This is a genomic window from Cyanobium sp. WKJ7-Wakatipu (assembly GCF_024345355.1).
GTDB classification, from domain to species: domain Bacteria; phylum Cyanobacteriota; class Cyanobacteriia; order PCC-6307; family Cyanobiaceae; genus Cyanobium_A; species Cyanobium_A usitatum.
The window spans coordinates 67,808-94,337 of sequence record NZ_JAGQAY010000001.1 but is presented as its reverse complement, the minus strand read 5'-3'; the positions used below and the strand labels follow the sequence as shown (position 1 = coordinate 94,337).

The following is a 26,530-nucleotide window of genomic DNA, read 5'->3' as shown; positions in this document are numbered from 1 at the left end:
AGGGGCTGGATACCCTGATCTGCCGGCCACCTCTAGCTTTGCTGCCCAGCTTGAATGGCAAAGCCTGACTGCAGCTCCTTTGCGCCCCTGGAATTCCATTCCGATTACTGAGGTTGATGAACCGCTGCAGAAAATCCCAACGGCCTTGCTGCGGCTCGAACCCCATCCCTACGCGGTCCTGGGAGCGCCCTATGGGCCTGATGCATCTCCATTTCGGCTGCGGCAAGGCGTGGTCACCCGCCTGCTGCAAGCCCAGCAGGAGCTGCAGAAGGAGCAGCCTGGCTGGAGCTTGGCGATTTTTGATGCCTGGAGGCCCGTGGCCGTGCAGCGCTTCATGGTGCGCCACTCCCTAGTGGCCGAGTGTGGCCGAATCGGCATCAACCCCGACCATCCCTCCTTAGAGCGAGATCGGGCAGAGGCTGCCGTGGGCCGCTTCTGGGCCCCTCCCAGCGATGATCCGGCCACCCCACCACCCCACAGCACCGGAGCCGCCGTGGATCTCACCCTCGCTGATGCTGGCGGCCAGGCCCTGGCGATGGGGGGAGAGATCGATGCGATTGGCAGGGTTTCCGAACCCTTATTTCATCAAGCTGCCGCCTTGGCTGATTCCAGCAGCCCTGCCGCTGTCTGGCACCAGCGGCGCCAGTTGCTGGCCAGGGTGATGGCTGGGGCAGGATTTGAGCAGCACCCCAACGAGTGGTGGCACTTCAGCTGGGGGGATCAGCTGTGGGCCTGGCGTAGCGGCGCCAGGGAGGCCTTTTATGGACGAGTAGGTGATTCGGCCAGTTCCCGGCTCAGCTGAGCGGCCTGTTCCGGGCTCAGCAACTGGCGGCTTACGCAGCGGCTGAGGGTTTTGACTGTCATCTCCAGCTGAATCTGGCGTAGGTATGCCAGCACGGCATCACCCTGGTCCGCAAAGGGCTGCAGTTGCTGCTGAAAGGCGGTTCGAATCCGCTCCGAATCGCAAGTGCTCAGATCGGGGTCGTAGAGCGTTTGGCGTGAGGCAGGTGGTGGTGACTGTTGCCGGCCCTGAGCCAAGAGGGGAGCCCTTATCAAAGCCACCTGAAATGTGAAGGAGAGGAACAGGGCAAAGCGGGCCCAGCTCATCCAGCCGCTGCTTCTAGCCATTGCTGCACGGTGTCACGGCCACTGTTGACCACAAAATCACCAAAGCTGCGGCGGCCGCCGGCACTCTGCCAAGCCTTCAGCAGCGGTTCGAGGGTGGTTTCTAGATCATCCAGCGGCATTTTCTCTAGGTAGGGCTCCGCTAGTCGGCTGAGGTTGGGGGTGCCCCCCAGCCACAACTGATATTGGTCGACACCACTGCCAACCAGGCCGATCTCAGCCATGTAGGGACGGGCGCAGCCATTGGGGCAGCCGGTGATGCGCACTAGCACCGAGCGGGAAATCTCAAGGCGCTTGAGCTGGGCTTCCAGCCGCTCCAGCACGCTTGGCAGGATGCGCTCAGCTTCCGTAACAGCGAGACCACATAGGGGCAGGGCCGGACAGGCCAGTGCGTGCCGCTGCAGCGGTGCAGGTGCTTCCGGTGCATCCATACCAAGCTCTGCCAAAGCAGCACGGATGGTGGAGCGCTGGGAGGTGCCGATGTTGCAGAGCAGCAGATCCTGGTTGGGGGTGAGTCGCACCTCCAGCTTGTAGGTGTCGACCAGTCGACGTAAACCGCTCTTGAACTCACCTGAAAGGCGACCGCACAGCACCGGCAGGCCCACAAACCAGAGGCCACGGCTCTGGCGATGCCAGCCGAGGTAATCCTCGAGCTTGGTTTTTGGCTCTAGCCGCATCGCCTTGATCGGGTGGGCGAAATAGCGCTCCTGCAGCTCCTGACGGAACCAATCGACACCCCGGTCGTGGATCAAATACTTCATCCGGGCATGACGCCGTTGCTCCCGGTCGCCATGGTCCCGCTGGAGGGCCACGATCGCCTGCAGCAGTTCAAGCACGTGCCCGTAGGCCACATAGCCGAGGCGGTCCGCTGTACGGGCGAAGGTCTCCTCCTTGTTGTGGGTGCGGCCCATGCCACCACCTACGTAAACGTTGCATCCGAGGGGGCTGCCTTGGGGGTCACAGAACAGCACCAAGCCGATGTCCTGGGTCAGCAGGTCCACCGAGTTGTCGCCGGGAACGGTGACTGCAACCTTGAATTTTCGGGGCAGGTAGGTGCCGCCATAGAGCGGTTCGGCCGCATCACCGCTGAAGACAGCACCCTCCTGCTGCAGTGCCTTGATCTTGGCTACCGCTGGGCTGGGCTTGATTCTGTAGCTGAGCTCACCATCAACCCAGAGGTCGAGGTAGGAACCCTCAGCTGCCTGGGGGGCGAGCAAATCAGCGATGTCGTCGGCAAGCTTGCGAGCTGCCGGGTATGCCCCCTTTTCAAAGGGTGCTGCCGGGGCCATCACATTGCGGTTGATATCGCCACAGGCAGCCAGGGTCGAGCCCAGTTCGCGCACGATCGTGCCAATAACCTCTTTGAGGTTCTCCTTTCGGACGCCATGCATTTGAAATGCTTGGCGAGTGGTGACCCGCAAGCTGCCGTTGCCCAGCCGGTCTGCAAGCTCGTCTATCGCCAGAAAGAGCGTCCCAGGTACTCGGCCACCGGGATTGCGCAGCCGCAGCATCATCTGCCAATCCTTCTCCGCGCCCTTGCGTCGGTTTTCGCGGTCGTCCTGCTGGTAACTGCCGTGAAACTTCAGGATCTGGACAGCACCTTCCGTGAAATTGGCGGAGTCGTTGCCGAGCTCCGTCAGCAATGGCTCTTTCAGATGGCCACTGCTGTCCTTGAGCTGCTCAAATTTGGAGGCGGCCGGCTTGACTTCGGGCATCAGGTCCTTTGCACAACGCTCGGCACATCAATGAAGCTAGCGAACGGCGTTCAATACAGTCGTCTTGTGTTGCCCTGCCGCCGTGTCGACTTTTTTGCTCGAAATCGGCACTGAGGAACTTCCGGCCGATTTTGCCCGGCTAGCCCTGCCCCAGCTGGAGCAGCTAGTGCGCCGCGATCTCGCCACCCTGAGGCTTAGTCACGCCGGCATCTACTGCACAAGTACGCCTCGCCGATTGGTGGTCAGCGTGACTGGGCTGCCGCATCGCCAGCCAGACCTGGAGGAGGAGCGCAAGGGCCCTCCCCAGGCCCAGGCACTAAAGGATGGCGAGCCAACTGCTGCAGCCCTTGGCTTTGCGAAACGCTGTGGCGTCGCTCCCGAGGCCCTGGAAATTCGTGACACGCCTAAGGGGCCGTTTTTATTTGCCAGCTGCCTCGAACCAGGGCAGTCCACCACCGATGTGCTGGCAATCCAGGTACCCCTCTGGATTGAGGCCCTGCAGGGACGCCGCTTCATGCGCTGGGGGGAGGGGGAGAGTCGCTTCTCCAGGCCAGTGAGGTGGCTTGTGGCTCTGCTCGATGCCGAGCTGGTGCCCGTAAGCCTCATGGGCAGTGATCCGGTAGTGACGGCGGGCCGGGAGAGCCGGGGCCACCGCCTGCATCAGGCCAGTGTGACCATTTCTAGCGCCGAGGCCCATACCGAGCTGCTGGCCGCAGCCGGGGTGGAGGTTGATCGCGATCGCCGTGGAGCTCTGATCCGCAGCGCTGTTGAGGCTGCAGCCTCAACCCATAACGCCGATGCCGATCTGCCGGAGACGCTCTTCCAGGAACTGATTGACCTAGTCGAATCACCCACCTTGCTTGAGGGGCATTTCGACGAGCACTATCTAGGCCTGCCAGCCGAGGTGCTCAGCACCGTGATGCGCTCGCACCAACGCTATGTGCCCCTTTATGCAAAGGGCCATAACCTTGATCCCCTGGCCCTTGATGCCCGAGCCAGCCTGTTGCCACGCTTTTTGTGCGTCAGCAACGCCCTGCCTGAAGCCGCTGCCAGCGTGGCGCGTGGCAACGAGAGGGTGCTGAAGGCTCGACTGGCCGACGCTGAATTCTTTGTACGGGCTGACCGCAATGTCGCCAGTATTGATCGCAGGTCGCAGCTAGGGCGTGTCACCTTCGCTGAGGGCTTGGGCTCCCTGCTAGATCGCACTGAGCGGCTCGAATGGTGCACCGACGTCCTACTTGAGCAGCTCGAGCTCTCCTCCAGCTGTGGCAGCCATGCCCGTCGGGCGGCCCATCTCTGCAAACACGACCTTGTGAGCCAGATGGTGGGTGAATTCCCAGAGCTGCAGGGGGCAATGGGGGGCAAATACCTGGTGGCAGAGGGAGAGCCCTATCAGGTAGGCCTAGCTGTGCTGGAGCACTACTTACCGCGTGGTGCGGGCGACGCCCTACCAAGCTCCGATGCGGGAGCTGTTGTCGCCTTAGCTGAGCGCCTGGAGTTGCTCTTAAGCATTTACGCCAAGGGCGAACGTCCTACCGGCTCCTCCGATCCCTACGCCCTGCGCCGGGCGGGTCAAGGCCTGCTGCAAATTTTGTGGAATAAGGGCTGGCGCCTGGATCTGCTCGCCCTGTTGCAGCGCTCATGTCAGCACTGGGCTGAGCTGCTGCCCCACTACACCGTTGATGCGGAGGGATTAACCACTGAGCTCGCCGACTTTCTGCGCCAGCGACTGGTGAGCCTGCTCGAAGAAGGTGGGATGGATAGCGACCTAGTGCAAGCGGTGGCTGGGCAAACGGGAGATCAAGGGCGGGTGCTTTCCGATCCAGAGGATGGACGGCAACGAGTTGCCCTGCTTATGGAGCTGCGCAGCTCGGGTCAGTTGGCAGCGGTGCAGGCGGTAGTTACCCGTGCAGCGCGGCTCGCAAACCAGGCCGATCTGCCAAGCAGCGTGCTTTGTGCCGAGGTAGTAGTCGATCCTGGCCTATTCGAAAAAAGCAGTGAGGCAGCCATGTTGGCGGTGCTCAACAAGCTTGAGCCCTTCGCCACCAGTAGCGCCCACGATCGCTACCGCGACCTGGCTGGAGGACTTTCGGCTGGCGCCCCAGCCCTGGCGGCCTTCTTTGATGGCGAGCAGAGCGTGATGGTGATGGCCGAAGATGGAGCGGTACGCAAAAACCGTCTCCATTTGCTTGGGGTGCTGCGCAATCAAGCTGCCGTATTGGCTGACTTCAGTCGCATCGTGGGATGAGATTCCCGTAGAGTGTTTACCTGTTATTGAACAAAATGCCTGTCCAAATTGAGGGTAATAATTGAGTTTACTTCCTTCGCCACAGGCCCAATCGCTACAGACACCTGCACCACAGGCCCCGCCGGCGATTTCCCCTCGCCGCCGAGATTTTCAGCTCGAGGCTTTTCGCCAAGGCGATGACCGTATCGCCAGCTGGCAGCTAATCAATACCCTCGTGCCGACAGCCCTGCTGTGGGTATCCGTGCCAACGCTCGCTGCCGCCGGGCCTGCTCTACGACTACTGCTGCTGCCAGTGCTGCTGTTACTAGTCCTCTTTTCAGCGCGCTCATTCGCGCTCATGCACGATTGTGGACACGAATCTCTCTTCAAAACTCGCTGGTTAAACAGGCCCGTTGGTTTTCTCCTGGGTTGCTTAAATGCAATCCCCCAACATCCCTGGTCCCGCGGCCACGCTTTTCACCATAAACATAACGGCAACTGGGATCGCTACCGGGGCCCATCAGCGCTGCTGACCCTTAGCGACTACCTGGCCCTATCACCACGCCAACGCTGGTTTTATGGACTTAGCCGCCACCCTCTGATGCTGTTTCCAGGTGGTTGCTACTACCTACTGGTTCGGCCAAGGCTTGAGCTTGTGCTCGGTGTAGCTGAATGGCTGACATCTATGGCATCCCATCTAGGCCAAAAGGGGCTAGCTGGCCTTGCCGAGCTGCCAGAGCTGAACCGTAATTTTCGCTCCAGCCATTGGTACACATCGGCTGAGTGCATAGATCTTTTTGCTAATAATCTGGTGGTACTCACTAGTTGGTGGCTCATGGGATCCTGGCTTGGTCATGGTCTGTTTTGGAGCTGCTATCTATTTGTAATGACTTTGTCGGCAGCATTATTTCTCTGCATCTTTTTCGTTCAACACAATTTTGCAGATTCCTATGCCAGCGGCAACGAAGGATGGGACTATCAGCGTGGCGCCCTAGAAGGCAGTAGTAACTTGGAAATGCCAGCAATCCTCAATTGGTTTTGGGCAGACATCTCCTTCCACAGCATTCATCACCTCTGCGAAAGAATTCCTAACTACCGTCTGCGGGCATGCCACGAAGCAAATGCGGTGCTACTTGAGGATTGCACGCGATTACGCCTTGAAGATTTCCCCAGCAGCTTTAGATACGTTCTGTGGAATTCAGATACAAAAAAATTGCTCACATTAACCGAAGCCAATGTGAGCGTTGCAAACTGCTAATCAAAATTTTTAGGTGAACAATCTAATCGAAATCAATCCTTAGCAGCCAGTGCCGGTTCGCGGTCGTGATCAGGCTCTGCGTTATTTGCAGGCATTGCGTTAGTTTTGCGAGATTTAACACCAACCTTGATGCCACCCTTAATGGTGCTGACCGCCAGCATGGCATTAACTTCGGCTTCGCCTCGTACTGCGCTATCTACAGGCTTGTAGCCCTGAGGAGCAAGGGCATTGCCCCTAAGCACCGAGCCCAGGGTGAGCAGCGTAAGTTTCAACTGCTGCCAAGGATTCATCATTACCACCCGCTTATAAAGATAACTGTCGAAGGTGAGGCGTTGAACGTCCTTGTCGTCGCACATTTCGACAAATGCTTCACGAGCAGCATCGTTTCGGTAGAAAATATTTTGAAGAATCTCGAGAACTTTATAGGTAGCCCCATATTGGCGATCCCATTTCTTCAGGTATTTTTTAAGGTCTGCTTCTGTAGGAACCTTGCCACCACCGGCACTTGATTCAACGATCTGTTCGGCACACATGCGGCCGCTTTTAGCTGCAAAATAAATACCCTCGCCAGAGCTCTTGGTGACATAGCCAGCCGCATCACCAACTAGTGCCATGAGGCCAACCACCCGACGGGGGCGGGGATGTTCCGGGATCGGATGAGCCTCGACTTTGATTACTTCGCCGTTGACTAACCGTTTTTTGGCCCGTTCGCGGATACCCTCCTGAAGTCCCTTAATCAACCCTTGGTTTTGTTGCATGGTTCCGGTACCAACCGCCACGTGGTCGTACTTGGGAAACACCCAGGCATAAAAGTCAGGCGATACATCTGTACCTACATACATCTCAGCCAAGTTTTCGTAGTACTTCATCTCCTCGGCAGGCAGCCTGATGCGCTCCTGGAAGGCAATGGCTACGTTGTAGTCGCCGGCATCCATCGCCTTGGCAACTCGACTATTAGCTCCATCAGCCCCCACAATCAAATCAACCTCAAGAGTCTTGGTTTCACCTGTTGCTTCACCAGCACAGTAATCAGAATAGGTAAGCTTATAAGGGCCCTGTCGGTTGGCACCAGTATCAATTTTGGTAACCAAGCCGTTCACGAGCTGGGCACCTAGTTCGGCAGCTCGGTTGCGAAGAAAGGCGTCCATTACCTCCCTGCGGCACATGCCAATATATTCATTCTCATTTTCTAAATTAATATCCACCTCCCTGTTTGAGGGGGAGATCATTTTCATGTTACGCACCTTGCGGTCGATGATCGACTCAGGCAAGTCGAATTCCTCAACCATGCAAAGAGGAATGGCCCCGCCACATGGCTTGGCGTTGTCGAGCTTGCGCTCAAAAATCCAGGTTTGAATACCGGCCTTGGCAAGCACCTCAGCCGCACAGGATCCACTGGGGCCGCCACCCACAACCGCGACTCGCAACATCAAAAAAACGCTCCGCCAATATGGATGCTGCTGGGAAGCTAACACCGATAACCGGTCAGGTGGTGGGCAATCCGACCTCCCCGCCTAGGATCTTCATTGGTTGTGTTTAGGAAGATTGATCGGTGCCAGGCAGGGAACCCGCGTGACGCATCGCAATTCCCGCAGGCCAGGCCAACCCTTAGCCATGGGTGACATTCCTGTCGCCCGCCGCACCAGCCCGACTTCAGCCAAGGCCAACCGCTGGCTACTAGGAGTCAGCGTGGGCACAGGCTCGCTTTTGATCGCCCTTGCCCTAGTTGTGGTTTGGCGCCCAGGGCCGCTGCAACGCCTATTGGCCCCACCGCCAGTGAGGGGACTAGACGCGCGTACAGGCCTTGATGGTCGCCTGCTGGGCCATTTCCCCTATGGCGAGCTGGCCGCCTCCAAACGTGTGGCGATTGCCCCTGGGCTAAGCCTGCATCGAGACGCAGCAGCAGCTCTTCTGGCCATGCAGCGTGATGCAGCTAGTAGCGGGGTCGAGCTAGTGGTACTGAGCGCCTTCCGATCTCATACGCTTCAAAAAGAACTCTTTTTTGAAGTGAAATCGGATCGCAACCAGAGCGCTCGAGAAAGGGCCATGGTTAGCGCCCCGCCAGGGTTTTCTGAGCACAGCACCGGCTTCGCCATCGATCTCGGCGATGCCCTGGCACCAGCCACCAACCTCTCACCAAGCTTCGACCAAACCGCAGCCTATGCCTGGCTGCAGGCCAATGCAGCTCGCTATCACTTCACCCTCTCCTTCCCCCGGGGTAATTCCCAGGGGGTGAGTTACGAGCCCTGGCATTGGCGATTCGAGGGCAGCGCCGAGGCCCTGCAGTTGTTTGAGCCCGCCCAGCGGTTGGCGCGCTGATGACTATTCCGGAACTTCTTGCCCCTGCGGGTAATTGGCAGGCCCTGCGCGCTGCGGTAGCAAATGGCGCCGACGCTGTTTATTTCGGTGTGGAGACATTCAACGCCCGCATGCGGGCCGCCAATTTTGAGCAGGAGGAATTGCCAGAACTCATGCACTGGCTGCATCGGCGGGGTGTGAAGGGATTTCTCACCGTCAATGTGCTCGTGTTCAGCGATGAGCTGGTTGAGGCGGCAAGTTTGATCAGGGCTGCGGCTGCGGCCCATGTCGATGGCCTAATTGTTCAGGACGTTGGCCTGGCCCGGCTGGCGCGCAGGCTGGCGCCCGAACTGGCTGTGCACGGATCCACTCAGATGTCGATCACCAGCGCCGCAGGGGTTGCCATGGCCGCAGAGCTTGGTTGTGCCCGGGTCGTGCTTGCACGGGAGCTGACTCTCACCGACCTAGGCCGCCTGCAAAGTCAGCTGCAGCAGCGCCAGTTGGCCATGCCCCTGGAAGTGTTTGTGCATGGCGCACTATGCGTTGCCTATTCGGGCCAGTGCCTCACCAGCGAAGCCCTGGGCCAGCGCAGTGCAAACCGGGGCGAGTGTGCCCAGGCTTGCCGCTTGCCCTACCAGCTCATTGTTGACGGCGAAGAACGCGATCTTCAAGACCAGCGATATCTGCTCTCACCCCAGGATCTATCAGCCTGGGAGCTTTTGCCCCAGCTCGAGCAGATCGGCATCGCCAGCCTCAAGATCGAGGGGCGCCTTAAGGACGCCACCTACGTGGCAGCCGTTACCGATGCCTACCGGCAAGGACTCGATCGTTTAGCCGAGGGCCTACCCAGCGCGCCCCAGTCAGCTGAGCAGAAGCGCTCCCTGGAGTTGAGCTTCTCGCGGGGGCTTTCCACAGGGTGGTTGGGGGGCCTCGACCATCAGGCGCTCGTGCACGGCCGCTGGAGCAAAAAGCGTGGCCCGCAGATTGGGGTATTCGAGCGCGTGAGTGCCGACGGCTGGTGGAGCATCCAGACGCAGGCGGATCTGAAACCAGGCGATGGTCTTGTGTTTGAGGCCGCTGGATATGGTCCCCTAGAGGCACCAGCCGAAATTGGCGGCCGGCTGATGGCTGTGCAGCAGCGCCCGATGGGCCGGCTAGCCGTACGGCTCGGCCCTGGCCGGATCGAAGCCCGCGGGCTGTCAGCGGGTAGCCCTTGCTGGCTTACCAGCGATCCCGCCCTTGAAGGTCAATGGCAGCGCATGGCTGGCCAGGCAACTCCGGAATGCAGCCGAGGCTTGCGGCTTCGCCTGCAAGGACGGCTTGGCGAGCCCTTGGTGCTGCAGGTTGAGTGGGCAGAGGGGCTCGATCCAGCAAGAACTGCGCAAATAAAGCTGCTCTCCGCCTCGGCCCTGCAGGCAGCCAGCGAGCAAGCCCTAGACACCTCCAGACTTCAAGCCCAGCTGGGGCGCCTTGGCGGCACCTGCTGGAAGTTGGAGCGGCTTGAGCCTGCTCTCGAGGGAGCCCTTTTTCTGCCGATAGCCCAGCTCAATAAGTTGCGCCGCGAGCTAGTTGAGGCGCTGGCCTCAATTGAGCCGGGCCTCAGCTGCTCGCAGGCCCCCTTTGCAGAGGACACAACTGAGTTCACCGAGTTACTGCAGAGTCTTTCAAGACCTGCCCATGCTTCGCCCCTATCTGGGCCTGGTTCGGGCACGGCTGTGAATTCGGAGCCGCAGTTGGTTGTGCTGGTGCGCAGCCTTGAGCAATTGAAGGCCCTGCGGGATCAACCAGTTGCGTCAGTTATTGCTGACCTAGATCAGCCGGCCGAGCTGCGCGAGGCGGTGGCAATCGGCCGTGGCTGCTGGCCTGGAGGCATTTGGCTGGCTGGGGCTCGGATCACACGGACTGATGAGCGCTGGACCCTGGACCCCCTGGTGCGGGCGGCCCCCGATGGCTACCTGGTGCGCAATGCAGACCAGCTCGAGGTGCTCACACCCCTTGCTCCCTGCTGTGGCGATTTTTCTTTGAATGTCGCCAATCCACTTTCGGCCGCATGGTTTCTGGACCATTGGAAGCTGCAGCGAATCACCGCCAGCTACGACCTTGATCTCAAGCAGATGCTGGCCCTGGTGCGGGGCTGCCCCCCCGGCCAGGTTGAGGTAACGGCCCACCAGCACATGCCCCTGTTCCACATGGAGCACTGCCTCTTTTGCGCCTTCCTATCCGACGGACACGACCACACCGACTGCGGCCGCCCTTGCGAAAAGCACACGGTGCTTCTGCGTGATCGCAGCGGCAGTGAGCACCCGCTGCGGGCAGATCTTGGCTGCCGTAACACCTTGTTCAATGGCCGAGCTCAGACAGCTGCTGAGGCCCTGCCCCAGTTGATGCGTGCTGGGGTGAGGCAGTTCCGAATTGAGTTGCTGCAGGAATCAGCAGCCGAGAGCCAGCATCGGGTGCAGCAATATTCAGCGGCCCTGCGTGGTGAGATCAGCGGACGCAGCCTCTGGCAGCAGGAACAGTTGGACAGCCGTCTTGGCGTGACCCGGGGCAGCCTCAAAAGCGGTAGGGGTGTGGGATAGAGTTGGATCATGGCTTCAAGTCTGCGTAAACGTTCCATCAAACGTTCCGTCTACATAAACTTCAAGTCAACAGATTCCATTCAACGTAAAAGTAGGGTTTTATTTGTATGAGCGGTGCACACCCAGGTACGCCGATTCGCAACATTGCGATCATTGCCCACGTTGACCATGGCAAAACCACATTGGTGGATGCCATGCTCACCCAATCGGGCATCTTCCGCGAGGGAGAGGCGGTTCCGACCTGTGTGATGGACTCGAACGATCTTGAGCGTGAGCGCGGGATCACAATTCTTTCCAAAAATACCGCCGTCGATTACGAAGGAATTCGTATCAACATCGTTGACACTCCTGGCCACGCTGATTTCGGCGGCGAGGTGGAGCGGGTTCTCGGCATGGTTGATGGCTGCCTGCTGATCGTTGATGCCAACGAGGGGCCCATGCCCCAGACCCGATTTGTGCTTAAAAAGGCCCTCGAGAAAGGGCTACGTCCAATCGTTTTCGTAAACAAGATCGACCGGGTCCGAGTTGACCCCGAGGTGGCTGTAGACAAGGTTCTCGACTTGTTCCTTGAGCTGGGTGCCGACGACGATCAGTGCGATTTCCCCTATTTGTTTGGGAGCGGCATGGGCGGCTACGCCAAGCCAGACATGAAAACCGAGAGCGACAATATGAAGCCGCTCTTCGATGCAATTCTTCGGCACGTCCCGCCCCCGGTGGGCGATCCCGAGAAGCCGCTGCAGCTTCAAGTCACCACCTTGGACTACTCCGACTTTTTGGGTCGGATCATGATCGGTCGCATCCACAACGGCACTATCAGGGCTGGCCAACCTGCGGCCCTTATCCGTGACGACGGCAGCATCAAGCGCAGCCGCATCAGCAAGTTGCTTGGCTTCCAGGGTCTGCAGCGGGTTGAGATTGAGGAGGCCAGCGCTGGCGATCTCGTGGCCGTGGCCGGCTTTGACGAGGTCAATATTGGTGAGACGATTGCCTGCCCCGATCACCCTGAGGCCCTGCCCCTGATTCGGGTTGACGAACCCACCCTGCAGATGACTTTCGTCATCAATGACTCTCCCTTCGCTGGCAAGGAGGGCAAATTCGTGACCAGCCGTCAGGTGCGGGATCGCCTGCAGAAGGAGCTTCTCACCAACGTCGCCCTGCGGGTAGAGGACACCGACTCACCCGATCGCTGGGCTGTCAGCGGCCGTGGTGAATTGCACCTCGGCATCCTGATCGAAACGATGCGTCGTGAAGGCTATGAATTCCAAGTATCCCAGCCCCAGGTGATTTTCCGCACCATTGATGGCACCCCATCAGAGCCCTACGAAACATTGGTTTTGGATGTGCCTGAGGAGTCGGTGGGCGGCTGCATTGAAAAGCTCGGCGTCCGCAAAGCCGAGATGCAGAATATGGAAAATACAAACGACGGACGCACCCAGCTTGAGTTTGTGGTGCCAGCTCGAGGGCTGATTGGCTTCCGCGGCGAATTCATCCGAGCCACAAGGGGCGAAGGGATCATGAGCCACTCCTTCCTCGACTACAGGCCTATGCAGGGAGACATGGAAAACCGCCGTAATGGTGTGTTGATTGCCTTTGAGGAAGGCACAGCCACCTTCTATGCACTTAAGGGTGCGGAAGATCGCGGCCAGTTCTTCATTACGCCTAGTACCAAGGTCTACAAGGGGATGATTGTTGGCGAACACAACCGACCACCCGACCTAGAGCTCAACGTTTGCAAAGCAAAGCAGGTGACCAACATCCGCTCGGCTGGTGCAGAGGTGCTCGACACCCTGCAGGCACCTATCCAGATGACCCTGGAGCGGGCTCTTGAGTACATCGGACCCGATGAAATGCTTGAGGTCACACCCCAATCGATCAGACTGCGCAAACTGCCTTCCAAAAAGGCCGCTAAGCGCTGATCAGTGCGCCCGAATTCTGAGCAGCAGTTTTTAAGCGAAGAGCAGGAATTATTGGCCGACACCCGCTTGGGCGAGGCCATATTCTTGTTTAACAGCGCTGACTGGTATGCCTGCCACGACGGCTTCGAAGCCCTTTGGCATGAGACCGCTGGCCCCATGAGGCCGGTTTTGCAAGGAATTCTGCAGATCGCCGTGGCTGAACTGCACCTTGAACGGGGAAATTCCCGCGGCGCCACAATCTTGATGGGTGAGGGTCTCGGCCGCCTTAAGGCTTGTGCGCCGAACTCCCTAGGCATTGATTTAGCCGCCTTGATCGACTCATCTACGCAGCGTCTGCTGGCGTTGCAGCAACAGAGGTCAATTAAGGGCTTGGAATCGCCCAGATTGGTTGGGACAGCGCCCCAAAACCCTTCTGTTGATTAAAAATTACGCCATGTCCCATACCCAACTGTTGCTATATCCCCTTGTGCGCTCCGCGCTCTTGCGGCTGACGGCCCTGCCCCTTTCCCTCTCGGCAATGTTGGCCCCTGCGCTTGCAGCCCCCGCCGTGGTGACTCCCACCAGCGGACTGGTAACAATTGAATCCGACCTGCAAAAGGCCGATAACAGCACCGGTGTTGTGACAGCAACCGGCAATGTGCGCATCGTTTACCCCGACCAACGGGTGGTAGCCACGGCCCGTCAGGCCCAGTACTTCAGTCGTGAGGGGAGGGTGGTGCTCAGCGGTGATGTGGATGTAATTCAAGATACGGGTCACAGCATCCAGGCTGAAAGGCTGGTGTATCTGGTGGAGAGGGAGCGGATCGTGGCTGAGCCGGCCCCTGGTCAACAGGTGATCACCCACTACCGAATGAGTGCACCTACAGCAAAGGAAGGCCTGATGCCATGAGTCTTGAGCTCGTAAATGTGGCGCTGGCCATCGGTGGCCGACTGCTGGTCAACCACGTATCCCTACAGCTTGAGCCAGGTGAAGTAGTAGGCCTGCTTGGTCCCAACGGAGCGGGCAAAACCACCACCTTTGGTTTGGTGACTGGCTTATTGCGCCCTGACTCCGGCCAGGTGTTGATGGATGGCAAGGCAATCGAAAAACTGCCCATGCCCCAACGGGCCCGCCTAGGTATTGGCTACCTGCCGCAGGAGCCCAGCGTCTTTCGCCAGCTAAGTGTGCGTGACAACCTGAGCCTTGCCCTGCAGGAAAGTGCCACCCCGATGGAGTTGAGGCGCCAGCGTCTCAATGGCTTAATCGAGGATTTTCACCTCAGCGAATTTCAAAACCGCAAGGGATATCAGTTGTCCGGAGGCGAGCGACGGCGCTGCGAAGTTGCCCGGGCATTGGCCGTGAGAATTGAGGGTCCCCGCTATCTGCTGCTGGATGAGCCTTTTGCGGGAGTCGACCCAATCGCGGTGTCGGATCTGCAGCAGTTGATCCACCAGCTCAAGGGGCGGGGCATGGGGCTGCTGATTACAGACCACAACGTGCGCGAAACCCTGGCGATCACCGATCGGGCCTACATCCTTTCTGAGGGATCGATTTTGGCTGCCGGCAGCTCTCAGCAGGTGGGGTCCGATCCCCTGGTCCGCCGCCACTACCTCGGAGAATCCTTCCAGCTATGAGTTGGTCACACCGCGCACGCCAGCAGCTGCTGACCCCTTGGCGCCAGCTACCCCTGCTGGATCGCTGGCTGCTAGCCGAACTGATCGGCCCCCTGATTTTCGGTGTAGCCGCATTCACCGCCGTATCCCTTTCAGTGGGTGCCGTATTTGAGCTTGTCCGCCGGGTTGCGGAATCGGGGCTGCCCCTAGATGTGGCCGTGCGGGTGCTGGTGCTGGAGATGCCCTCCTTTCTGGTGCTCTCCTTCCCCATGGCCACGCTGATGGCCACCTTGCTCACCTATTCAAAGCTTTCAGGCAATAGTGAGCTCACCGCCCTGCGCAGTGTGGGGGTTGCCACTTGGCGAATGGTGGTGCCCGCTGTTGCTATCGCGCTGGTGATGACCATGCTCACCTTCACCTTCAACGAGGCAATCGTGCCGCGCACCTTGGTTGAGGCTAAAAACACCCTCAACCGGGCGATTGGTCGTGCCGTAGCTGGCGAGCAGAAAGACAACGTCATGTTCTCTAAATACGGTGAGATACAGGCTGAAGACGGCAGCACGGAGCGGGGCCTTACCCACTTTTTCTATGCCCAACGCTTCAATAAAGGGGTGATGGAGCGGGTCACCCTGCTTGACCTTTCACGCCGAGATCAACGGGTGCTGCTCAGTGCCGATCGGGCCCGCTGGAGCGAGGCCGATGCCCAGTGGGAATTCCTTGATGGCCATGTCTTTGGGGTCACGGAGGGATCGGACAGCTCCACCACTTCAGCTGATTTCGACCGCTATCTATACCCCCTTGGTAGTCAGCCGCTCCAGGTTGCCAAGCTGCCAAAGGATTCCAATTCAATGACAATCGGCCAAGCGCGAACCGCCGAGCGGCTGCTCAGAGAGGCCAGTGATCTCCAGGGTGCCCGCAAGCTTCGGGTTCGCATCCAGGAGAAGTTTGCCTTCCCCGCGGTCTGCTTGGTGTTTGGCTTAATTGGTAGCAGCCTTGGAGTGCGACCCCATTCGCGCCGCAGCGGTAGCCAAGGTTTCGGGCTCAGCGTCCTGCTGATCTTTGGCTACTACCTGGTGGCGTTTGTTTTCAGTTCGCTCGGGGTCAAGGGAACGCTCAGTCCCTACTTCTCCGCCTGGCTGCCAGTGGTGATCGGTTTGGGTGGCGGCGTGTATCTGTTACGCCAGGCCAGCCGCTAACAGCACCTGCCATTCGCCAAACTGAGCAGATATCGAGTCGTTGCCCGTGCCCGCCCTGTTGAACGACCCAGTGCTTGGACTGGGTCTGACGGCGTTTGCCCTCCTGCTGGTCGCCCTGCCGCTGGCCTTCTGGTCCCTTAGCGGCGGCCGATCGAGCACGGCGGTACGCCTGCTTGTTGCCGGCGCCAATCTCTGCCTCACGGCCCAATTGGTCTTGCGCTGGTGGGAATCGGGCCATTTCCCGATCAGCAACCTCTACGAATCCCTCTGCTTTCTCGCCTGGGGCTGCACCCTCACCCAGCTACTGGTGGAGCGCAGCTGGCCTTCGCCGTTGGTGCCTGCTGCGGCTACGCCCATGGCCCTCGGCTGTGTGGCTTTTGCAAGCTTCGCTCTGCCGGATCGGCTCCAGGAAGCCTCGCCCCTGGTGCCGGCCCTGCGCTCTAGCTGGCTAGTGATGCACGTGAGCGTGATCATGATCAGCTATGCGGCCCTGCTGGTGGGGTCATTGCTTTCGTTGGCGGTGCTATTCACTGACCGCGGCAATTCGATGGAACTGCGCAGCAGCTCCATCGGCAGTGGCGGCTATCGCCAGGCCCAACTGGCTACACCCCAGCTGCAACTAAGCAGCGTGGCCATGCCAGCGGTTGAACAGCTTGATTCACTCAGCTACCGCACGATCACAGTGGGCTTCCTGCTGCTGTCGGTTGGTCTGGTAAGTGGAGCGGTGTGGGCCAACGAGGCCTGGGGCAGCTGGTGGAGCTGGGATCCAAAGGAAACGTGGGCCCTGATCTGCTGGCTCGTCTACGCCGCCTATCTGCACACTCGCTTGATCCGTGGCTGGCAGGGCCGCAAGCCTGCCCTCGTAGCCGCAGCGGGGTTGGTTGTGATCGTGGTTTGCTATATCGGTGTAAATCTGCTGGGCATTGGCCTGCACAGCTACGGGTGGTTCTTTGACAGCTAAGGCTTAAGCGCCACCATTCGAAATAGATTAAGAGTGAAAACTTATCTGCCCCCCCGCACTCGGGCGAGGGGGGATTTTTATTAGTCAGATGCTCATGCGCCAGGACGCTTGCTGTTGCGAATACCAGTGATTGCTGCGGCGTAATCAGGCTGGTTGAAGACACCAGAACCACTAACAATGGCATTGGCGCCCGCTTCAATCACCTTCCAGGCGTTTTCAGCCTTGATGCCGCCATCTACCTCAATCCAGGGATCCAGGCCACGCTCATCGCACATGCGGCGCAGATCGCGAATCTTTTGCACCTGGTTGTCGATGAAGCTCTGGCCACCGAAGCCCGGGTTGACACTCATGATCAGCACTAGATCGCAGAGCTCCAGGCAGTAGTCCAGCGTGTCTAGAGGGGTGCTGGGGTTGAGCACCGCACCAGCGAGCTTGCCAAGATCCTTGATCTGGGCAAGGTTGCGATGCAGATGCGGGCAAGCCTCAACCTGCACAGAAATGATGTCCGCGCCAGCTTTGGCAAAATCAGCCACGTATCTCTCGGGCTCGACGATCATTAGGTGAACGTCAAGAGTCTTGGTGGTTACAGGCCTCAACGCCTGCACAATTAAGGGTCCAATGGTGATGTTTGGCACAAACCGGCCATCCATCACGTCAACGTGGATCCAGTCGGCACCAGCTTGATCGACAGCACGAACGTCGTCGCCGAGACGGGAGAAATCGGCGGACAGAATTGACGGGGAGATCACCAGGGATTTGGTGCTCATGGCTGGATCAACCGATCGGGGGGCTTTGGATTGTAGGAAGTGGTCTGCAGACCGGCCTTGGGTGGCCCCTAGGTCCCATGGCCGCAAGCACTGATACAGTTGCGAGCGCTTCATCTTCGAAAGGCTTGGCAGCAACAGGCTTCTGACCTCGTGTTCCGCCAGGCCGACGCCATTACTGAAGCCCATTCCCCTGCCGGATCAACGTGGATCGCACCCTCATCCAGGAAATTCTCGAGGTCGTTGAGCAAGCTGCCATCGCCTCTGCCGAACTGACCGGCCTGGGCAAGAAAGATGAAGCTGACGCTGCAGCAGTGGAGGCCATGCGCACTCGCATGGGCCTAATCCAGATGCAGGGCCGCATCGTTATCGGTGAGGGCGAGCGCGATGAAGCTCCCATGCTCTACATCGGCGAAGAAGTGGGCAGTGGCACCGGCCCCGGTGTGGATTTCGCCGTTGATCCCTGCGAGGGAACCAACCTTTGCGCCAACAGCCAGCGAGGCTCCATGGCTGTCCTGGCCGCTTCTGATCGCGGTGGACTTTTCAACGCACCCGATTTCTACATGAAGAAACTGGCAGCCCCCCCGGCAGCCAAGGGCAAGGTGGACATCCGTAAGTCGGCTACCGAGAACATCAAGATCCTCAGCGAGTGCCTTGGCCTTGCAGCCAGCGAACTGACCATCGTCGTGATGGACCGTGCTCGTCACAAGGATCTGATCGCCGAGATCCGGGCCACTGGCGCCAGGATTCAACCCATCTCGGACGGCGACGTTCAAGCCGCCATCGCCTGCGGTTTTGCAGGCACTGGCACCCATTGCCTGATGGGCATTGGCGCAGCCCCCGAGGGCGTGATCTCCGCCGCAGCCATGCGCGCCCTTGGCGGTCACTTCCAAGGCCAGCTCGTGTACGACCCGGCCGTGGCTCAGACCTCTGAGTGGGCTGACTACACCAAAGAAGGCAACATCGCCCGTCTTAACGAGATGGGCATCACCGACGTAGACAAAATTTATGAGGCAGAGGAGCTTGCCTCCGGTGAAAACGTGGTCTTCGCTGGCAGTGGCATCACCGATGGCCTGCTGTTCCACGGTGTCAAGTTTGAGAAGGATTGCACCCGCACCAGCTCCCTGGTGATCAGCAACCTGGACAACACCGCTCGCTTTACCAATACCATTCACATGAAGGATGGGGCCCAGAGCATTGCGCTGAGCTGACGCCCGCCCCAGTCCGAGCACCCCAGCCAGCCTCCATGCACATTGCCGTCGTCGGCCTCAGTCATCGCACGGCTCCAGTGGAGATCCGGGAGCGCCTCAGCATCCCGGATCAAACCATGGAGGCTTCGCTGCAGCAGCTGCGGGCCGACGACCAGGTGCTCGAGGCATCCATCCTCAGCACCTGCAATCGGCTGGAGATTTACACCCTGCTCCGTCATCCGGAGCGGGGTATTTCCGCTGTCGGAGCTTTTTTAAGCCAGCTCTCTGGCCTGGCGGTTGAGGAGCTCACACCGCATTTATTTACCTTTCACCACGAGGAGGCGATCAGCCACCTGTTGAGGGTTTCAGCAGGCCTCGATTCCCTAGTGCTTGGGGAGGGGCAGATCCTCTCTCAAGTGAAAAAAATGGTGAGGCTTGGCCAGGAGCACCACTCCGTTGGGCCAATCCTCAATCGGCTACTTACCCAGGCGGTTAGTACCGGTAAACGGGTCCGTACGGAAACGAAACTTGGCACCGGCGCTGTCTCGATAAGTTCAGCGGCTGTGGAGCTGGCCCAGCTCAAGGTGGGCCAAGCTCGAGGCCTCGATGAGCTGGTGCCCCTTGATCAGGAGCAGGTGGCGGTGGTAGGGGCAGGGCGCATGGCCCGTCTGCTGCTGCAGCACCTTCAGGCCAAAGGCTGTAAGGGGCTTGTGCTGCTCAACCGCACGGTTAACAAGGCGGAACTACTGGCCGCTGACTTTCCAGCTCTACCCGTTCAGTGCCGTCCCCTTGACGACCTGGACCATTGCCTCAGCACCTGCTCGCTGGTTTTCACCAGCACCGCTGCTGACACACCAATCATCACGGCTCAGCGCCTCAGCGGACTGAATCGCCGCTCCAGCTTGATGCTGGTCGACATCGGCGTGCCCCGCAACATTTCGGCCGATACGGCTGGCCTGCCCGGCGTGCACTCCTACGACGTTGATGATTTGCAGGAGGTGGTGAACCGCAACCAGGAGGCTCGGCGCGAAATGGCAGCTGAGGCCGAAGGGCTGCTGCAGGAGGAGTCTCGTGTCTTCCTGGAATGGTGGGACGGGCTTGAAGCGGTGCCGGTTGTAAACCGGCTCCGGCGCCAGCTGGAAGACATCCGTGAGCAGGAGCTCCAGAAGGCCTTAAGCCGCATGGGTCCAGACCTGTCAGCCAGGGAGCGCAAGGTGGTTGAAGCCCTTAGCAAGGGCATCATCAACAAGATCCTGCACACCCCAGTTACCAACCTGCGGGCCCCCCAACCGCGCCAGCAGCGACACAGCGCCATGAGGGTCCTGGAGGATCTGTTTGAGCTGCAGGAGCGTCCGCCAGAGCCTTGAAGCAGCGCCAGCCTTGGGCACTGCAACAGTTCGTGCCGCAGGGGATCAAAAGGCTCGCCCAATAGCAGGACGCTCAAGTACGGTCAGCCCCGAGAACCGCTGGCAGCAGGATTTATGAAGCGTGTACTGGCAATAATTCTGGGAGGTGGTGCTGGTACCCGCCTTTACCCATTGACCAAAATGCGGGCCAAGCCAGCTGTGCCACTGGCAGGTAAATATCGGCTAATTGATATTCCAATCAGCAATTGCATTAATTCGGAAATCAATAAAATCTATGTACTTACCCAGTTCAACAGTGCGTCGCTGAATCGTCACCTGACGATGAGCTACAACCTTTCGGCTGGATTCGGCCAGGGCTTTGTGGAGGTTTTGGCAGCCCAGCAGACCCCAGAAAGCCCAAGCTGGTTTGAAGGCACGGCCGATGCAGTCCGTAAGTACCAGGGACTTTTCCACGAATGGGACGTGGACCACTACCTGATTCTTTCCGGTGACCAGCTCTACCGGATGGACTACAGCCTTTTTGTTCAGCACCACATCGACACCGGCGCCCAGCTCACCGTTGGCGCCCTCCCCGTAGATCCTGCCCAGGCTGAGGACTTTGGCCTGATGCGCACCAGCAGTGATGGCCGTATCCAAGAATTTCGGGAGAAGCCCAAGGGTGAAGCCTTGGAGACCATGCGGGTTGACACCCAGGCCCTTGGCCTGTCGCCGGAGGAGGCGGCCAAGCGCCCATACCTCGCCTCGATGGGCATCTATGTGTTCAGCCGCGACACCCTCTTTGACCTGCTGAGCAGCAACCCGTCCTCAACAGACTTTGGCAAGGAGATCATCCCCGCCTCCCTGGCCCGCGGCGACCGGCTCCAAAGCTTCCTCTTTGACGACTACTGGGAGGACATCGGTACTATCGGCGCCTTCTATGAAGCCAACCTGGCGCTTACCGATCAACCCAACCCTGCCTTCTCCTTCTACGACGAGAAGTTCCCGATTTACACCAGGCCTCGCTACTTGCCGCCCAGCAAGTTGCAGGACGCCCAGGTAACCGCCTCGATCATCGGTGAGGGATCCTTGCTCAAGGCCTGCAGTATTCATCACTGCGTGCTGGGCGTGCGCTCGCGAGTTGAAGACGAGGTAGTGCTCCAGGACACCCTGGTGATGGGAGCCGACTACTTCGAGTCCTCTGAGGAACGCCTTCTACTACGTGAACGTGGGGGCATCCCCATCGGCGTGGGCAGGGGCAGCACCGTTAAACGAGCCATCATCGACAAGAACGTGCGGATCGGAGACAACGTCACGATCGTCAACAAGGACCACGTGGAGGAAGCTGACCGGCCCGAGCTCAGTTTCTACATACGCAACGGCATTGTGGTGGTTGTCAAAAATGGGACCATCGCTGATGGCACGGTGATCTAAGCAGGTGAAGCTGCCAAGGTGTCAGGCCAAAAGCCAGGAGTTGCTGACACCTTTGCCACCATGTTGTGACGGATGCCTGGGCTGACCAGCGTGCTTCGCCACACTGTCGCCAAAAGCTTCAAATTCAGTCATGGGCAAGGCGCATTTCGGCCTGATCGGTTTGGGAGTGATGGGGGAAAACCTCGTCCTAAATGCTGAGCGCAACGGCTACTCCTCCGTTGTGTTCAATCGCACCAAGGCAAAAACCGATGAATTCCTGGCTGGTCGTGGCGCCGGCAAGGACATTGTTGGCGCCGCGACCCTTGAGGAGTTTGTGGCGACCCTGGAGCGTCCACGCCGCATCCTGATGATGGTCAAGGCGGGACAGCCCGTTGACGACACGATTGCGGCAATCTCCCCCTTCCTTGAAGAGGGTGACCTGCTGATTGACGGCGGCAATTCTCTCTACGCCGATACGGAACGCCGCGTTGCCGAGCTGGAGAGCAAGAGCTTCGGCTACATCGGCATGGGCGTCTCCGGTGGCGCCAAAGGCGCCCTCGAAGGGCCGAGCATGATGCCCGGTGGCACCAAGGCGGCCTACGACGCCATTGAACCGTTGGTGCGCAAGATGGCAGCCCAGGTAGACGATGGTCCCTGTGTCACCTACATCGGCCCCGGTGGCGCTGGCCACTTCGTCAAAACGGTGCACAACGGCATCGAATACGGCATTGAACAGATCCTGGCTGAGGCCTACGACCTGATGAAGCGGGTTGGCGGACTGAACGGCGACCAGATGGCCGACGTCCTAGCCAGCTGGAATCAAACCGAGGAGTTGGCCTCATTCCTGGTGGAGATCACCGAGGTATGCCTGCGCACCAAGGATCCAGAAACCGGTGCCGATCTGGTGGAGGCGATCGTGGATGCGGCTGGCCAAAAGGGCACTGGTCTTTGGACCGTGGTGAGTGCCCTGGAGATGGGTGTACCCGTGCCAACCATCTATGCCGCCCTCAATGCCCGTGTGCTGAGCTCGCTGCGCTCCGAGCGACTCGAGGCGGGCGCCCTGCTGCCAGAGCCTGCCGCGCACAGCTTCAATCTTGGCAGCGCGGCAGATGAGATGGCTCCCCTGCGCGACGCCTGCATTGCCGCCTGCATCGTCAGCTACGGCCAGGGCATGGCCCTGCTGCAGGAAGCCTCAAAGCTGCACGATTACAACCTCAATTTTTCGGCCATCGGCCAGATCTGGAAAGGGGGCTGCATCATCCGGGCCCGCTTGCTGCAGCGAATTCAGGATGCCTATAGCGCCAACCCCAACCTGGCAAACCTGATGCTCGACCCCTGGTTTGCCGAGCAGATCAACAGGCGTCTACCGGGGCTGCGGCAGGTGGTTGCCGGCGCTGCCCTGGCGGGGATCCCCGTACCCTGCTTAAGCAGCACCCTCGATTACATCGACAGTTACCGCAGCGCCCGCCTACCCCAAAACCTTGTCCAGGCCATGCGCGACTGCTTTGGCTCCCACACCTACGAGCGGGTCGACAAGCCTGGCAACTTCCACACCGAGTGGCTGGACTGAGCCAATGACCCCAATCACTCCAGGCTCCACCACTCGCTATCGCCTGGTGGTGGCTGAGTCGGCAGGTGAGCTCGCCCGGCAGACGGCCCAAGCCCTGGCCTCTGAGATTGATCAGGTACTTGCCCAGCGCGACCGCGCCCAGATAGCACTCGCCGGCGGGGAGACACCAAAGGCGACCTATCGACTACTTGGTCAGCAACACCTGCCCTGGAATCGGGTCGATGTGCTCCTTGGCGATGAGCGTTGGGTGCCAAGCGAAGACCCCTCCAGCAATGCCCGCATGCTTAGGGAAACCTTGATGGCGGAGCTCCCCGGTAGCAAGGCCTGCTTGCACCCGGTTCCCACCCAGCTCGCCAGCCCGGAGCAAGGAGCGGCAGCGTACGCAGACCTGCTGCAACAGCTGTGCGGCGACTTCCCACCGGTGCTGGACGTGGTGCTGTTGGGCCTCGGCGACGATGGTCACACCGCCTCGTTGTTCCCTGGCACCGCTGCACCGGGGGTGCGGGACCGCTCCGTAACCCTGGGGGAGGGCAAGGGTCTGCCCCGGGTCAGCCTTACGGCACCAACCCTTTCAGCGGCGCGACGGGTGGTCTTCCTTGTGAGTGGGGCTGGCAAGGTGCAGGCACTGCAACGGTTGCTCGATCCAGAAGAATCGCCCCTGCGCACCCCAGCCAAGTTGGTGCAGCCCACCACTGAGACTGAGGTGCTGATATTGGCTGACCAAGTAGCAGCAGCTGGAGTCAGCCCGTGATTCCCATCGCCAGCGGCGACGGCTTCATTGGCTGGCATGCCTTAAACGACACCGTTATGGGTGGGCGCAGCCAGGGCAACTGCCGGATCGCCTCAACTGGGCTGGAGTTTGAAGGCACGCTCGTTGAGGAGGGAGGGGGCTTCATCAGTTGCCGCTCGCCTCTGTTTTCGCCTCCTCTCGATCTTTCGAGTTGTGAGGGGCTCGAACTTGAGCTGCTTGGTGCTGGCAGACGCTTCAAGTTGGCGGTGGCCTGCGCTGACGGTCTGGCCGGAATCACCAACTTGATCCCGGGGGGCCTGCGCTGGGTGATCGAATTCGCTACGGAGCCAGAGGGGCCCAGCTTCTTGAGGATTCCATTCGCGGATCTAAGAGCCTCGGTGCGCGCTAAGCCGGTGGGACTGCCCTTGAACTTTGACCCAAGCCGGATAACCAGGCTGCAGCTTTTGCATTCACGCTTCGCCGATGATGGTGGCTTAAATGCTGGCTTCCGCGCCGGTCCGATATACCTACAACTTCGCGCTGTACGTGGCTACCCCTGAGCTAGTTAATAGCAACCTGCAACAGCTGGTGGCAGCCGCCGCCGATCTCTGCCGCAAGCCATGGCGTCATGCCGTGCTGCCCCTGGATGACGCCCAGCGCTGCGACGATTGCAACCTGCGACTGGAGGTAAGAAAGGCCGATGGGGAGCGCTATCCCGCAGCAGATCTCGAAATTGAGATCTATCGCAGCGGTGATGACCTCAACCTCACCCTGGCCTGGTGCCACGACGAGCAACGCCCCCTGCTTTGGCAGGGGAGCCATCCAGTGTGGATGGAGCCGGAGTCAGGGCTCAGGTGTGAGCGACCAGTTGATGGTGCCCCCCTGGAGGCTTTGGCACGAAGGCTCAGGGCGCTTTTGGTGCCGCTTGACTGAGTCCTAGCTCAGCTATCAGATCTCATCGGTCACCGCGCCCCTGCTGCTGCTGCCAACCAGGCGGGCATATTTGCCAAGCACCCCGGTGCGATAACGGGGCTCAGGCTTGACCCAGGCGGAGCGCCGCCGAGCGATTTCCGCATCTGGCACATTGAGATGGATTAGCAGTTCGATGGCGTCCACCGTGATGCTGTCCCCTTCCTCCACCAGGCCGATTGTGCCGCCCACGGCAGCCTCGGGTGCAACGTGACCCACAACAAGACCAAAGGAGCCACCTGAAAAGCGGCCATCGGTGATCAGGGCCACCGAATCGAGCATGCCCTGCCCAACTATTGCCGCCGTGGGACTAAGCATCTCCCGCATCCCAGGACCACCCACCGGGCCCTCATTGCGCACAACGACCACATCACCGGGGTTGATCTGCTTATCAAGGATTGCGGCCAGGCAGGTTTCCTCGCTTTCAAAAACCCTTGCCGGGCCAGTAATTACAGGGTTTTTAACACCACTGATCTTGGCCACCGCACCTTCTTCAGCCAAGTTTCCCTTGAGTATCGCCAGGTGCCCTTTGGGATAGAGGGGGTTGCTAAGTGGACGGATCACGTCCTGATCGGAGGGGGGCTCGGAAGGAACAGACGCCAACAACTCAGCCAGAGTTTTGCCCTCGATGGTGCGGCAATCTCCATGCAGTAAGCCCGCATCGAGCAGCAGCTTCATCACCTGGGGTATGCCACCGGCCTGATGGAGGTCAACGGTCACATAGCGGCCACTGGGCTTTAGATCGCAGATCACTGGCACCCGCTGGCGGATCGTCTCAAAGTCGTCGATGCTTAGAGGTACTCCAGCGGTGCGGGCGACCGCCAGTAGGTGCAACACGGAATTAGTAGAGCCACCTACCGCCATGATCACGCTGATCGCATTTTCAAAGGCCTCGCGGGTGAGTAGGTCACTAGGCAAGATATTTGCCTTAAGTGCATCAACCAAAACCTCAGCGCTGCGAGCAGCACTCTCTGCTTTCTCAGGGTCCTCAGCTGCCATGGTGGAGCTGTAGGGCAGGCTTAACCCCAACACCTCAAAGGCGGCACTCATGGTGTTGGCGGTGAACATGCCACCGCAACTACCGGCACCTGGACAGGCATTTTTTTCAATAGCAGTGAGTTCCTGCTCATCAATACGACCACCGCTGTATTGACCGACTGCCTCAAAAGCACTTACTACCGTGAGATCACAGGCACCGAGCTTGCCAGGTTTAATTGTGCCACCGTAAACAAATATGGAGGGAATATTCATGCGTGCCATCGCCAACATGGCTCCTGGCATATTTTTGTCACAACCACCAATTGCCAGCAAGCCATCCATACTTTGGGCGTTGCAGGCAGTTTCAATCGAATCGGCAATCACCTCGCGGCTCACCAGGGAATACTTCATACCCTCTGTGCCCATTGATATGCCATCACTCACCGTGATGGTGCCAAACATCTGGGGCATGGCACCGGCTGTTTGAAGTGCCGTCTCGGCGCGCTGGGCCAGCTCGTTTAAGCCCAGGTTGCAGGGTGTAATTGTGCTGTAGCCATTGGCAACGCCAATAATCGGCTTGTTGAAATCGCCATCGCCAAAGCCAACCGCCCGCAACATGGCGCGGTTAGGAGAGCGCTGGATGCCTTGCGTGATCGCTGCGGAGCGGAGCATGGTGACGGGTTGGGCTTGAGGAAACCTACCCAC

23 protein-coding genes are annotated in these 26,530 nt (G+C 59.4%); 18 read left to right on the top strand and 5 right to left on the bottom strand.

All coding sequences use genetic code 11. The features are described 5' to 3' along the window. The first annotated feature begins 79 nt into the window (after positions 1 to 79). A complete protein-coding gene (locus KBY83_RS00465) occupies positions 80 to 802 on the top strand; it encodes a M15 family metallopeptidase (protein ID WP_255017787.1) in 723 nt (240 codons plus the stop codon). Here KBY83_RS00465 and KBY83_RS00460 read toward each other — a convergent pair. Both KBY83_RS00460 and sir read right to left on the bottom strand, forming a co-directional pair. Continuing rightward, on the bottom strand, positions 760 to 1,107 hold the full coding sequence (locus KBY83_RS00460) for a hypothetical protein (RefSeq protein ID WP_255017786.1): 348 nt from the start codon (positions 1,105 to 1,107) through the stop codon (positions 760 to 762). The two genes, KBY83_RS00465 and KBY83_RS00460, sit on opposite strands and share 43 nt — an antisense overlap. Continuing rightward, positions 1,104 to 2,840, bottom strand: coding sequence for a sulfite reductase, ferredoxin dependent (gene sir / locus KBY83_RS00455; RefSeq protein ID WP_255017785.1), 1,737 nt, complete (start codon positions 2,838 to 2,840; stop codon positions 1,104 to 1,106). The genes KBY83_RS00460 and sir overlap by 4 nt, the downstream gene beginning before the upstream one ends. Before the next feature lie 82 nt (positions 2,841 to 2,922). On the opposite strand from sir, the gene glyS reads away from it, so the two are divergent. Both glyS and KBY83_RS00445 read left to right on the top strand, forming a co-directional pair. Then, positions 2,923 to 5,088, top strand: coding sequence for a glycine--tRNA ligase subunit beta (glyS, locus tag KBY83_RS00450; protein ID WP_255017784.1), 2,166 nt, complete (start codon positions 2,923 to 2,925; stop codon positions 5,086 to 5,088). 241 nt (positions 5,089 to 5,329) lie between these two features. After that, positions 5,330 to 6,325, top strand: a complete 996-nt coding sequence (locus tag KBY83_RS00445; protein ID WP_255017783.1) for a fatty acid desaturase — start codon at positions 5,330 to 5,332, stop codon at positions 6,323 to 6,325. Between the two features lie 32 nt (positions 6,326 to 6,357). On the opposite strand, the gene chlP is transcribed toward KBY83_RS00445, so the two are convergent. Further along, positions 6,358 to 7,755 carry a geranylgeranyl reductase gene (gene chlP / locus KBY83_RS00440; RefSeq protein ID WP_255017782.1) on the bottom strand — a complete coding sequence of 466 codons (1,398 nt, stop codon included), beginning with the start codon at positions 7,753 to 7,755 and terminating at the stop codon, positions 6,358 to 6,360. 184 nt (positions 7,756 to 7,939) lie between these two features. Between chlP and KBY83_RS00435 the strand changes: the two genes are divergently transcribed. The 8 genes from KBY83_RS00435 to ccsB all read left to right on the top strand — a co-directional run bounded on the left by KBY83_RS00435 (position 7,940) and on the right by ccsB (position 16,868). Continuing rightward, positions 7,940 to 8,644, top strand: a complete 705-nt coding sequence (locus KBY83_RS00435; protein WP_255017781.1) for a D-alanyl-D-alanine carboxypeptidase family protein — start codon at positions 7,940 to 7,942, stop codon at positions 8,642 to 8,644. Then, the gene (locus KBY83_RS00430; RefSeq protein ID WP_255017780.1) at positions 8,644 to 11,202 is read left to right on the top strand and encodes a U32 family peptidase; all 2,559 of its coding nucleotides are present in this window, start codon (positions 8,644 to 8,646) and stop codon (positions 11,200 to 11,202) included. Before KBY83_RS00435 ends, KBY83_RS00430 begins: the two co-directional genes overlap by 1 nt. A 107-nt stretch (positions 11,203 to 11,309) precedes the next feature. Next, positions 11,310 to 13,118 carry a translational GTPase TypA gene (gene typA, locus KBY83_RS00425; RefSeq protein ID WP_255017779.1) on the top strand — a complete coding sequence of 603 codons (1,809 nt, stop codon included), beginning with the start codon at positions 11,310 to 11,312 and terminating at the stop codon, positions 13,116 to 13,118. A gap of 3 nt (positions 13,119 to 13,121) precedes the next feature. After that, positions 13,122 to 13,541, top strand: coding sequence for a DUF309 domain-containing protein (locus KBY83_RS00420; protein WP_255017778.1), 420 nt, complete (start codon positions 13,122 to 13,124; stop codon positions 13,539 to 13,541). Between the two features lie 10 nt (positions 13,542 to 13,551). Further along, positions 13,552 to 14,007 carry an LptA/OstA family protein gene (locus tag KBY83_RS00415; RefSeq protein WP_255017777.1) on the top strand — a complete coding sequence of 152 codons (456 nt, stop codon included), beginning with the start codon at positions 13,552 to 13,554 and terminating at the stop codon, positions 14,005 to 14,007. Then, complete coding sequence (gene lptB, locus KBY83_RS00410; protein ID WP_255017776.1) at positions 14,004 to 14,732, top strand: LPS export ABC transporter ATP-binding protein; 729 nt, start codon at positions 14,004 to 14,006, stop codon at positions 14,730 to 14,732. The genes KBY83_RS00415 and lptB overlap by 4 nt, the downstream gene beginning before the upstream one ends. After that, complete coding sequence (locus tag KBY83_RS00405; protein ID WP_255017775.1) at positions 14,729 to 15,907, top strand: LptF/LptG family permease; 1,179 nt, start codon at positions 14,729 to 14,731, stop codon at positions 15,905 to 15,907. The genes lptB and KBY83_RS00405 overlap by 4 nt, the downstream gene beginning before the upstream one ends. 46 nt (positions 15,908 to 15,953) lie before the next feature. Beyond that, positions 15,954 to 16,868 carry a c-type cytochrome biogenesis protein CcsB gene (ccsB, locus tag KBY83_RS00400; protein WP_241518115.1) on the top strand — a complete coding sequence of 305 codons (915 nt, stop codon included), beginning with the start codon at positions 15,954 to 15,956 and terminating at the stop codon, positions 16,866 to 16,868. A gap of 92 nt (positions 16,869 to 16,960) precedes the next feature. Here ccsB and rpe read toward each other — a convergent pair whose 3' ends face one another. Next, positions 16,961 to 17,635, bottom strand: coding sequence for a ribulose-phosphate 3-epimerase (gene rpe, locus KBY83_RS00395; protein WP_254936797.1), 675 nt, complete (start codon positions 17,633 to 17,635; stop codon positions 16,961 to 16,963). A gap of 203 nt (positions 17,636 to 17,838) precedes the next feature. On the opposite strand from rpe, the gene glpX reads away from it, so the two are divergent. The 7 genes from glpX to KBY83_RS00360 all read left to right on the top strand — a co-directional run bounded on the left by glpX (position 17,839) and on the right by KBY83_RS00360 (position 24,811). Further along, positions 17,839 to 18,843: a class II fructose-bisphosphatase gene (glpX, locus tag KBY83_RS00390; protein ID WP_106501811.1), complete on the top strand. Its 1,005-nt coding sequence runs from the start codon at positions 17,839 to 17,841 to the stop codon at positions 18,841 to 18,843. Between the two features lie 35 nt (positions 18,844 to 18,878). Then, a complete protein-coding gene (locus KBY83_RS00385) occupies positions 18,879 to 20,189 on the top strand; it encodes a glutamyl-tRNA reductase (RefSeq protein ID WP_254997047.1) in 1,311 nt (436 codons plus the stop codon). A gap of 114 nt (positions 20,190 to 20,303) precedes the next feature. Continuing rightward, a complete protein-coding gene (locus KBY83_RS00380; RefSeq protein ID WP_106501809.1) occupies positions 20,304 to 21,599 on the top strand; it encodes a glucose-1-phosphate adenylyltransferase in 1,296 nt (431 codons plus the stop codon). A gap of 130 nt (positions 21,600 to 21,729) precedes the next feature. After that, on the top strand, positions 21,730 to 23,148 hold the full coding sequence (gndA, locus tag KBY83_RS00375; RefSeq protein ID WP_255017774.1) for an NADP-dependent phosphogluconate dehydrogenase: 1,419 nt from the start codon (positions 21,730 to 21,732) through the stop codon (positions 23,146 to 23,148). A 4-nt stretch (positions 23,149 to 23,152) separates the two neighbouring features. Then, entirely contained in the window at positions 23,153 to 23,899 is a 747-nt protein-coding gene (pgl, locus tag KBY83_RS00370; protein WP_255017773.1) for a 6-phosphogluconolactonase, read from the top strand. Beyond that, positions 23,896 to 24,438 (top strand): CIA30 family protein, encoded by a 543-nt coding sequence (locus tag KBY83_RS00365; protein ID WP_255017772.1) that lies wholly within the window; start codon positions 23,896 to 23,898, stop codon positions 24,436 to 24,438. The genes pgl and KBY83_RS00365 overlap by 4 nt, the downstream gene beginning before the upstream one ends. Next, positions 24,425 to 24,811, top strand: coding sequence for a hypothetical protein (locus KBY83_RS00360; protein WP_255017771.1), 387 nt, complete (start codon positions 24,425 to 24,427; stop codon positions 24,809 to 24,811). The genes KBY83_RS00365 and KBY83_RS00360 overlap by 14 nt, the downstream gene beginning before the upstream one ends. Positions 24,812 to 24,826: 15 nt before the next feature. Here KBY83_RS00360 and ilvD read toward each other — a convergent pair whose 3' ends face one another. After that, positions 24,827 to 26,497, bottom strand: coding sequence for a dihydroxy-acid dehydratase (gene ilvD / locus KBY83_RS00355; protein ID WP_255017770.1), 1,671 nt, complete (start codon positions 26,495 to 26,497; stop codon positions 24,827 to 24,829). Positions 26,498 to 26,530 lie beyond the last annotated feature (33 nt).

Excerpts from the sequence above, each read along its gene's own strand:
- KBY83_RS00415 (WP_255017777.1), top strand. The coding sequence starts at position 13,552 with ATGTCCCATACCCAACTGTTGCTATATCCCCTTGTGCGCTCCGCGCTC.
- chlP (WP_255017782.1), bottom strand. The coding sequence starts at position 7,755 with ATGTTGCGAGTCGCGGTTGTGGGTGGCGGCCCCAGTGGATCCTGTGCG.
- ilvD (WP_255017770.1), bottom strand. The coding sequence starts at position 26,497 with ATGCTCCGCTCCGCAGCGATCACGCAAGGCATCCAGCGCTCTCCTAAC.
- gndA (WP_255017774.1), top strand. The coding sequence starts at position 21,730 with ATGGGCAAGGCGCATTTCGGCCTGATCGGTTTGGGAGTGATGGGGGAA.
- rpe (WP_254936797.1), bottom strand. The coding sequence starts at position 17,635 with ATGAGCACCAAATCCCTGGTGATCTCCCCGTCAATTCTGTCCGCCGAT.
- typA (WP_255017779.1), top strand. The coding sequence starts at position 11,310 with ATGAGCGGTGCACACCCAGGTACGCCGATTCGCAACATTGCGATCATT.
- lptB (WP_255017776.1), top strand. The coding sequence starts at position 14,004 with ATGAGTCTTGAGCTCGTAAATGTGGCGCTGGCCATCGGTGGCCGACTG.
- KBY83_RS00435 (WP_255017781.1), top strand. The coding sequence starts at position 7,940 with ATGGGTGACATTCCTGTCGCCCGCCGCACCAGCCCGACTTCAGCCAAG.
- KBY83_RS00385 (WP_254997047.1), top strand. The coding sequence starts at position 18,879 with ATGCACATTGCCGTCGTCGGCCTCAGTCATCGCACGGCTCCAGTGGAG.
- KBY83_RS00430 (WP_255017780.1), top strand. The coding sequence starts at position 8,644 with ATGACTATTCCGGAACTTCTTGCCCCTGCGGGTAATTGGCAGGCCCTG.
- KBY83_RS00380 (WP_106501809.1), top strand. The coding sequence starts at position 20,304 with ATGAAGCGTGTACTGGCAATAATTCTGGGAGGTGGTGCTGGTACCCGC.
- sir (WP_255017785.1), bottom strand. The coding sequence starts at position 2,840 with ATGCCCGAAGTCAAGCCGGCCGCCTCCAAATTTGAGCAGCTCAAGGAC.
- KBY83_RS00405 (WP_255017775.1), top strand. The coding sequence starts at position 14,729 with ATGAGTTGGTCACACCGCGCACGCCAGCAGCTGCTGACCCCTTGGCGC.
- KBY83_RS00460 (WP_255017786.1), bottom strand. The coding sequence starts at position 1,107 with ATGAGCTGGGCCCGCTTTGCCCTGTTCCTCTCCTTCACATTTCAGGTG.
- pgl (WP_255017773.1), top strand. The coding sequence starts at position 23,153 with ATGACCCCAATCACTCCAGGCTCCACCACTCGCTATCGCCTGGTGGTG.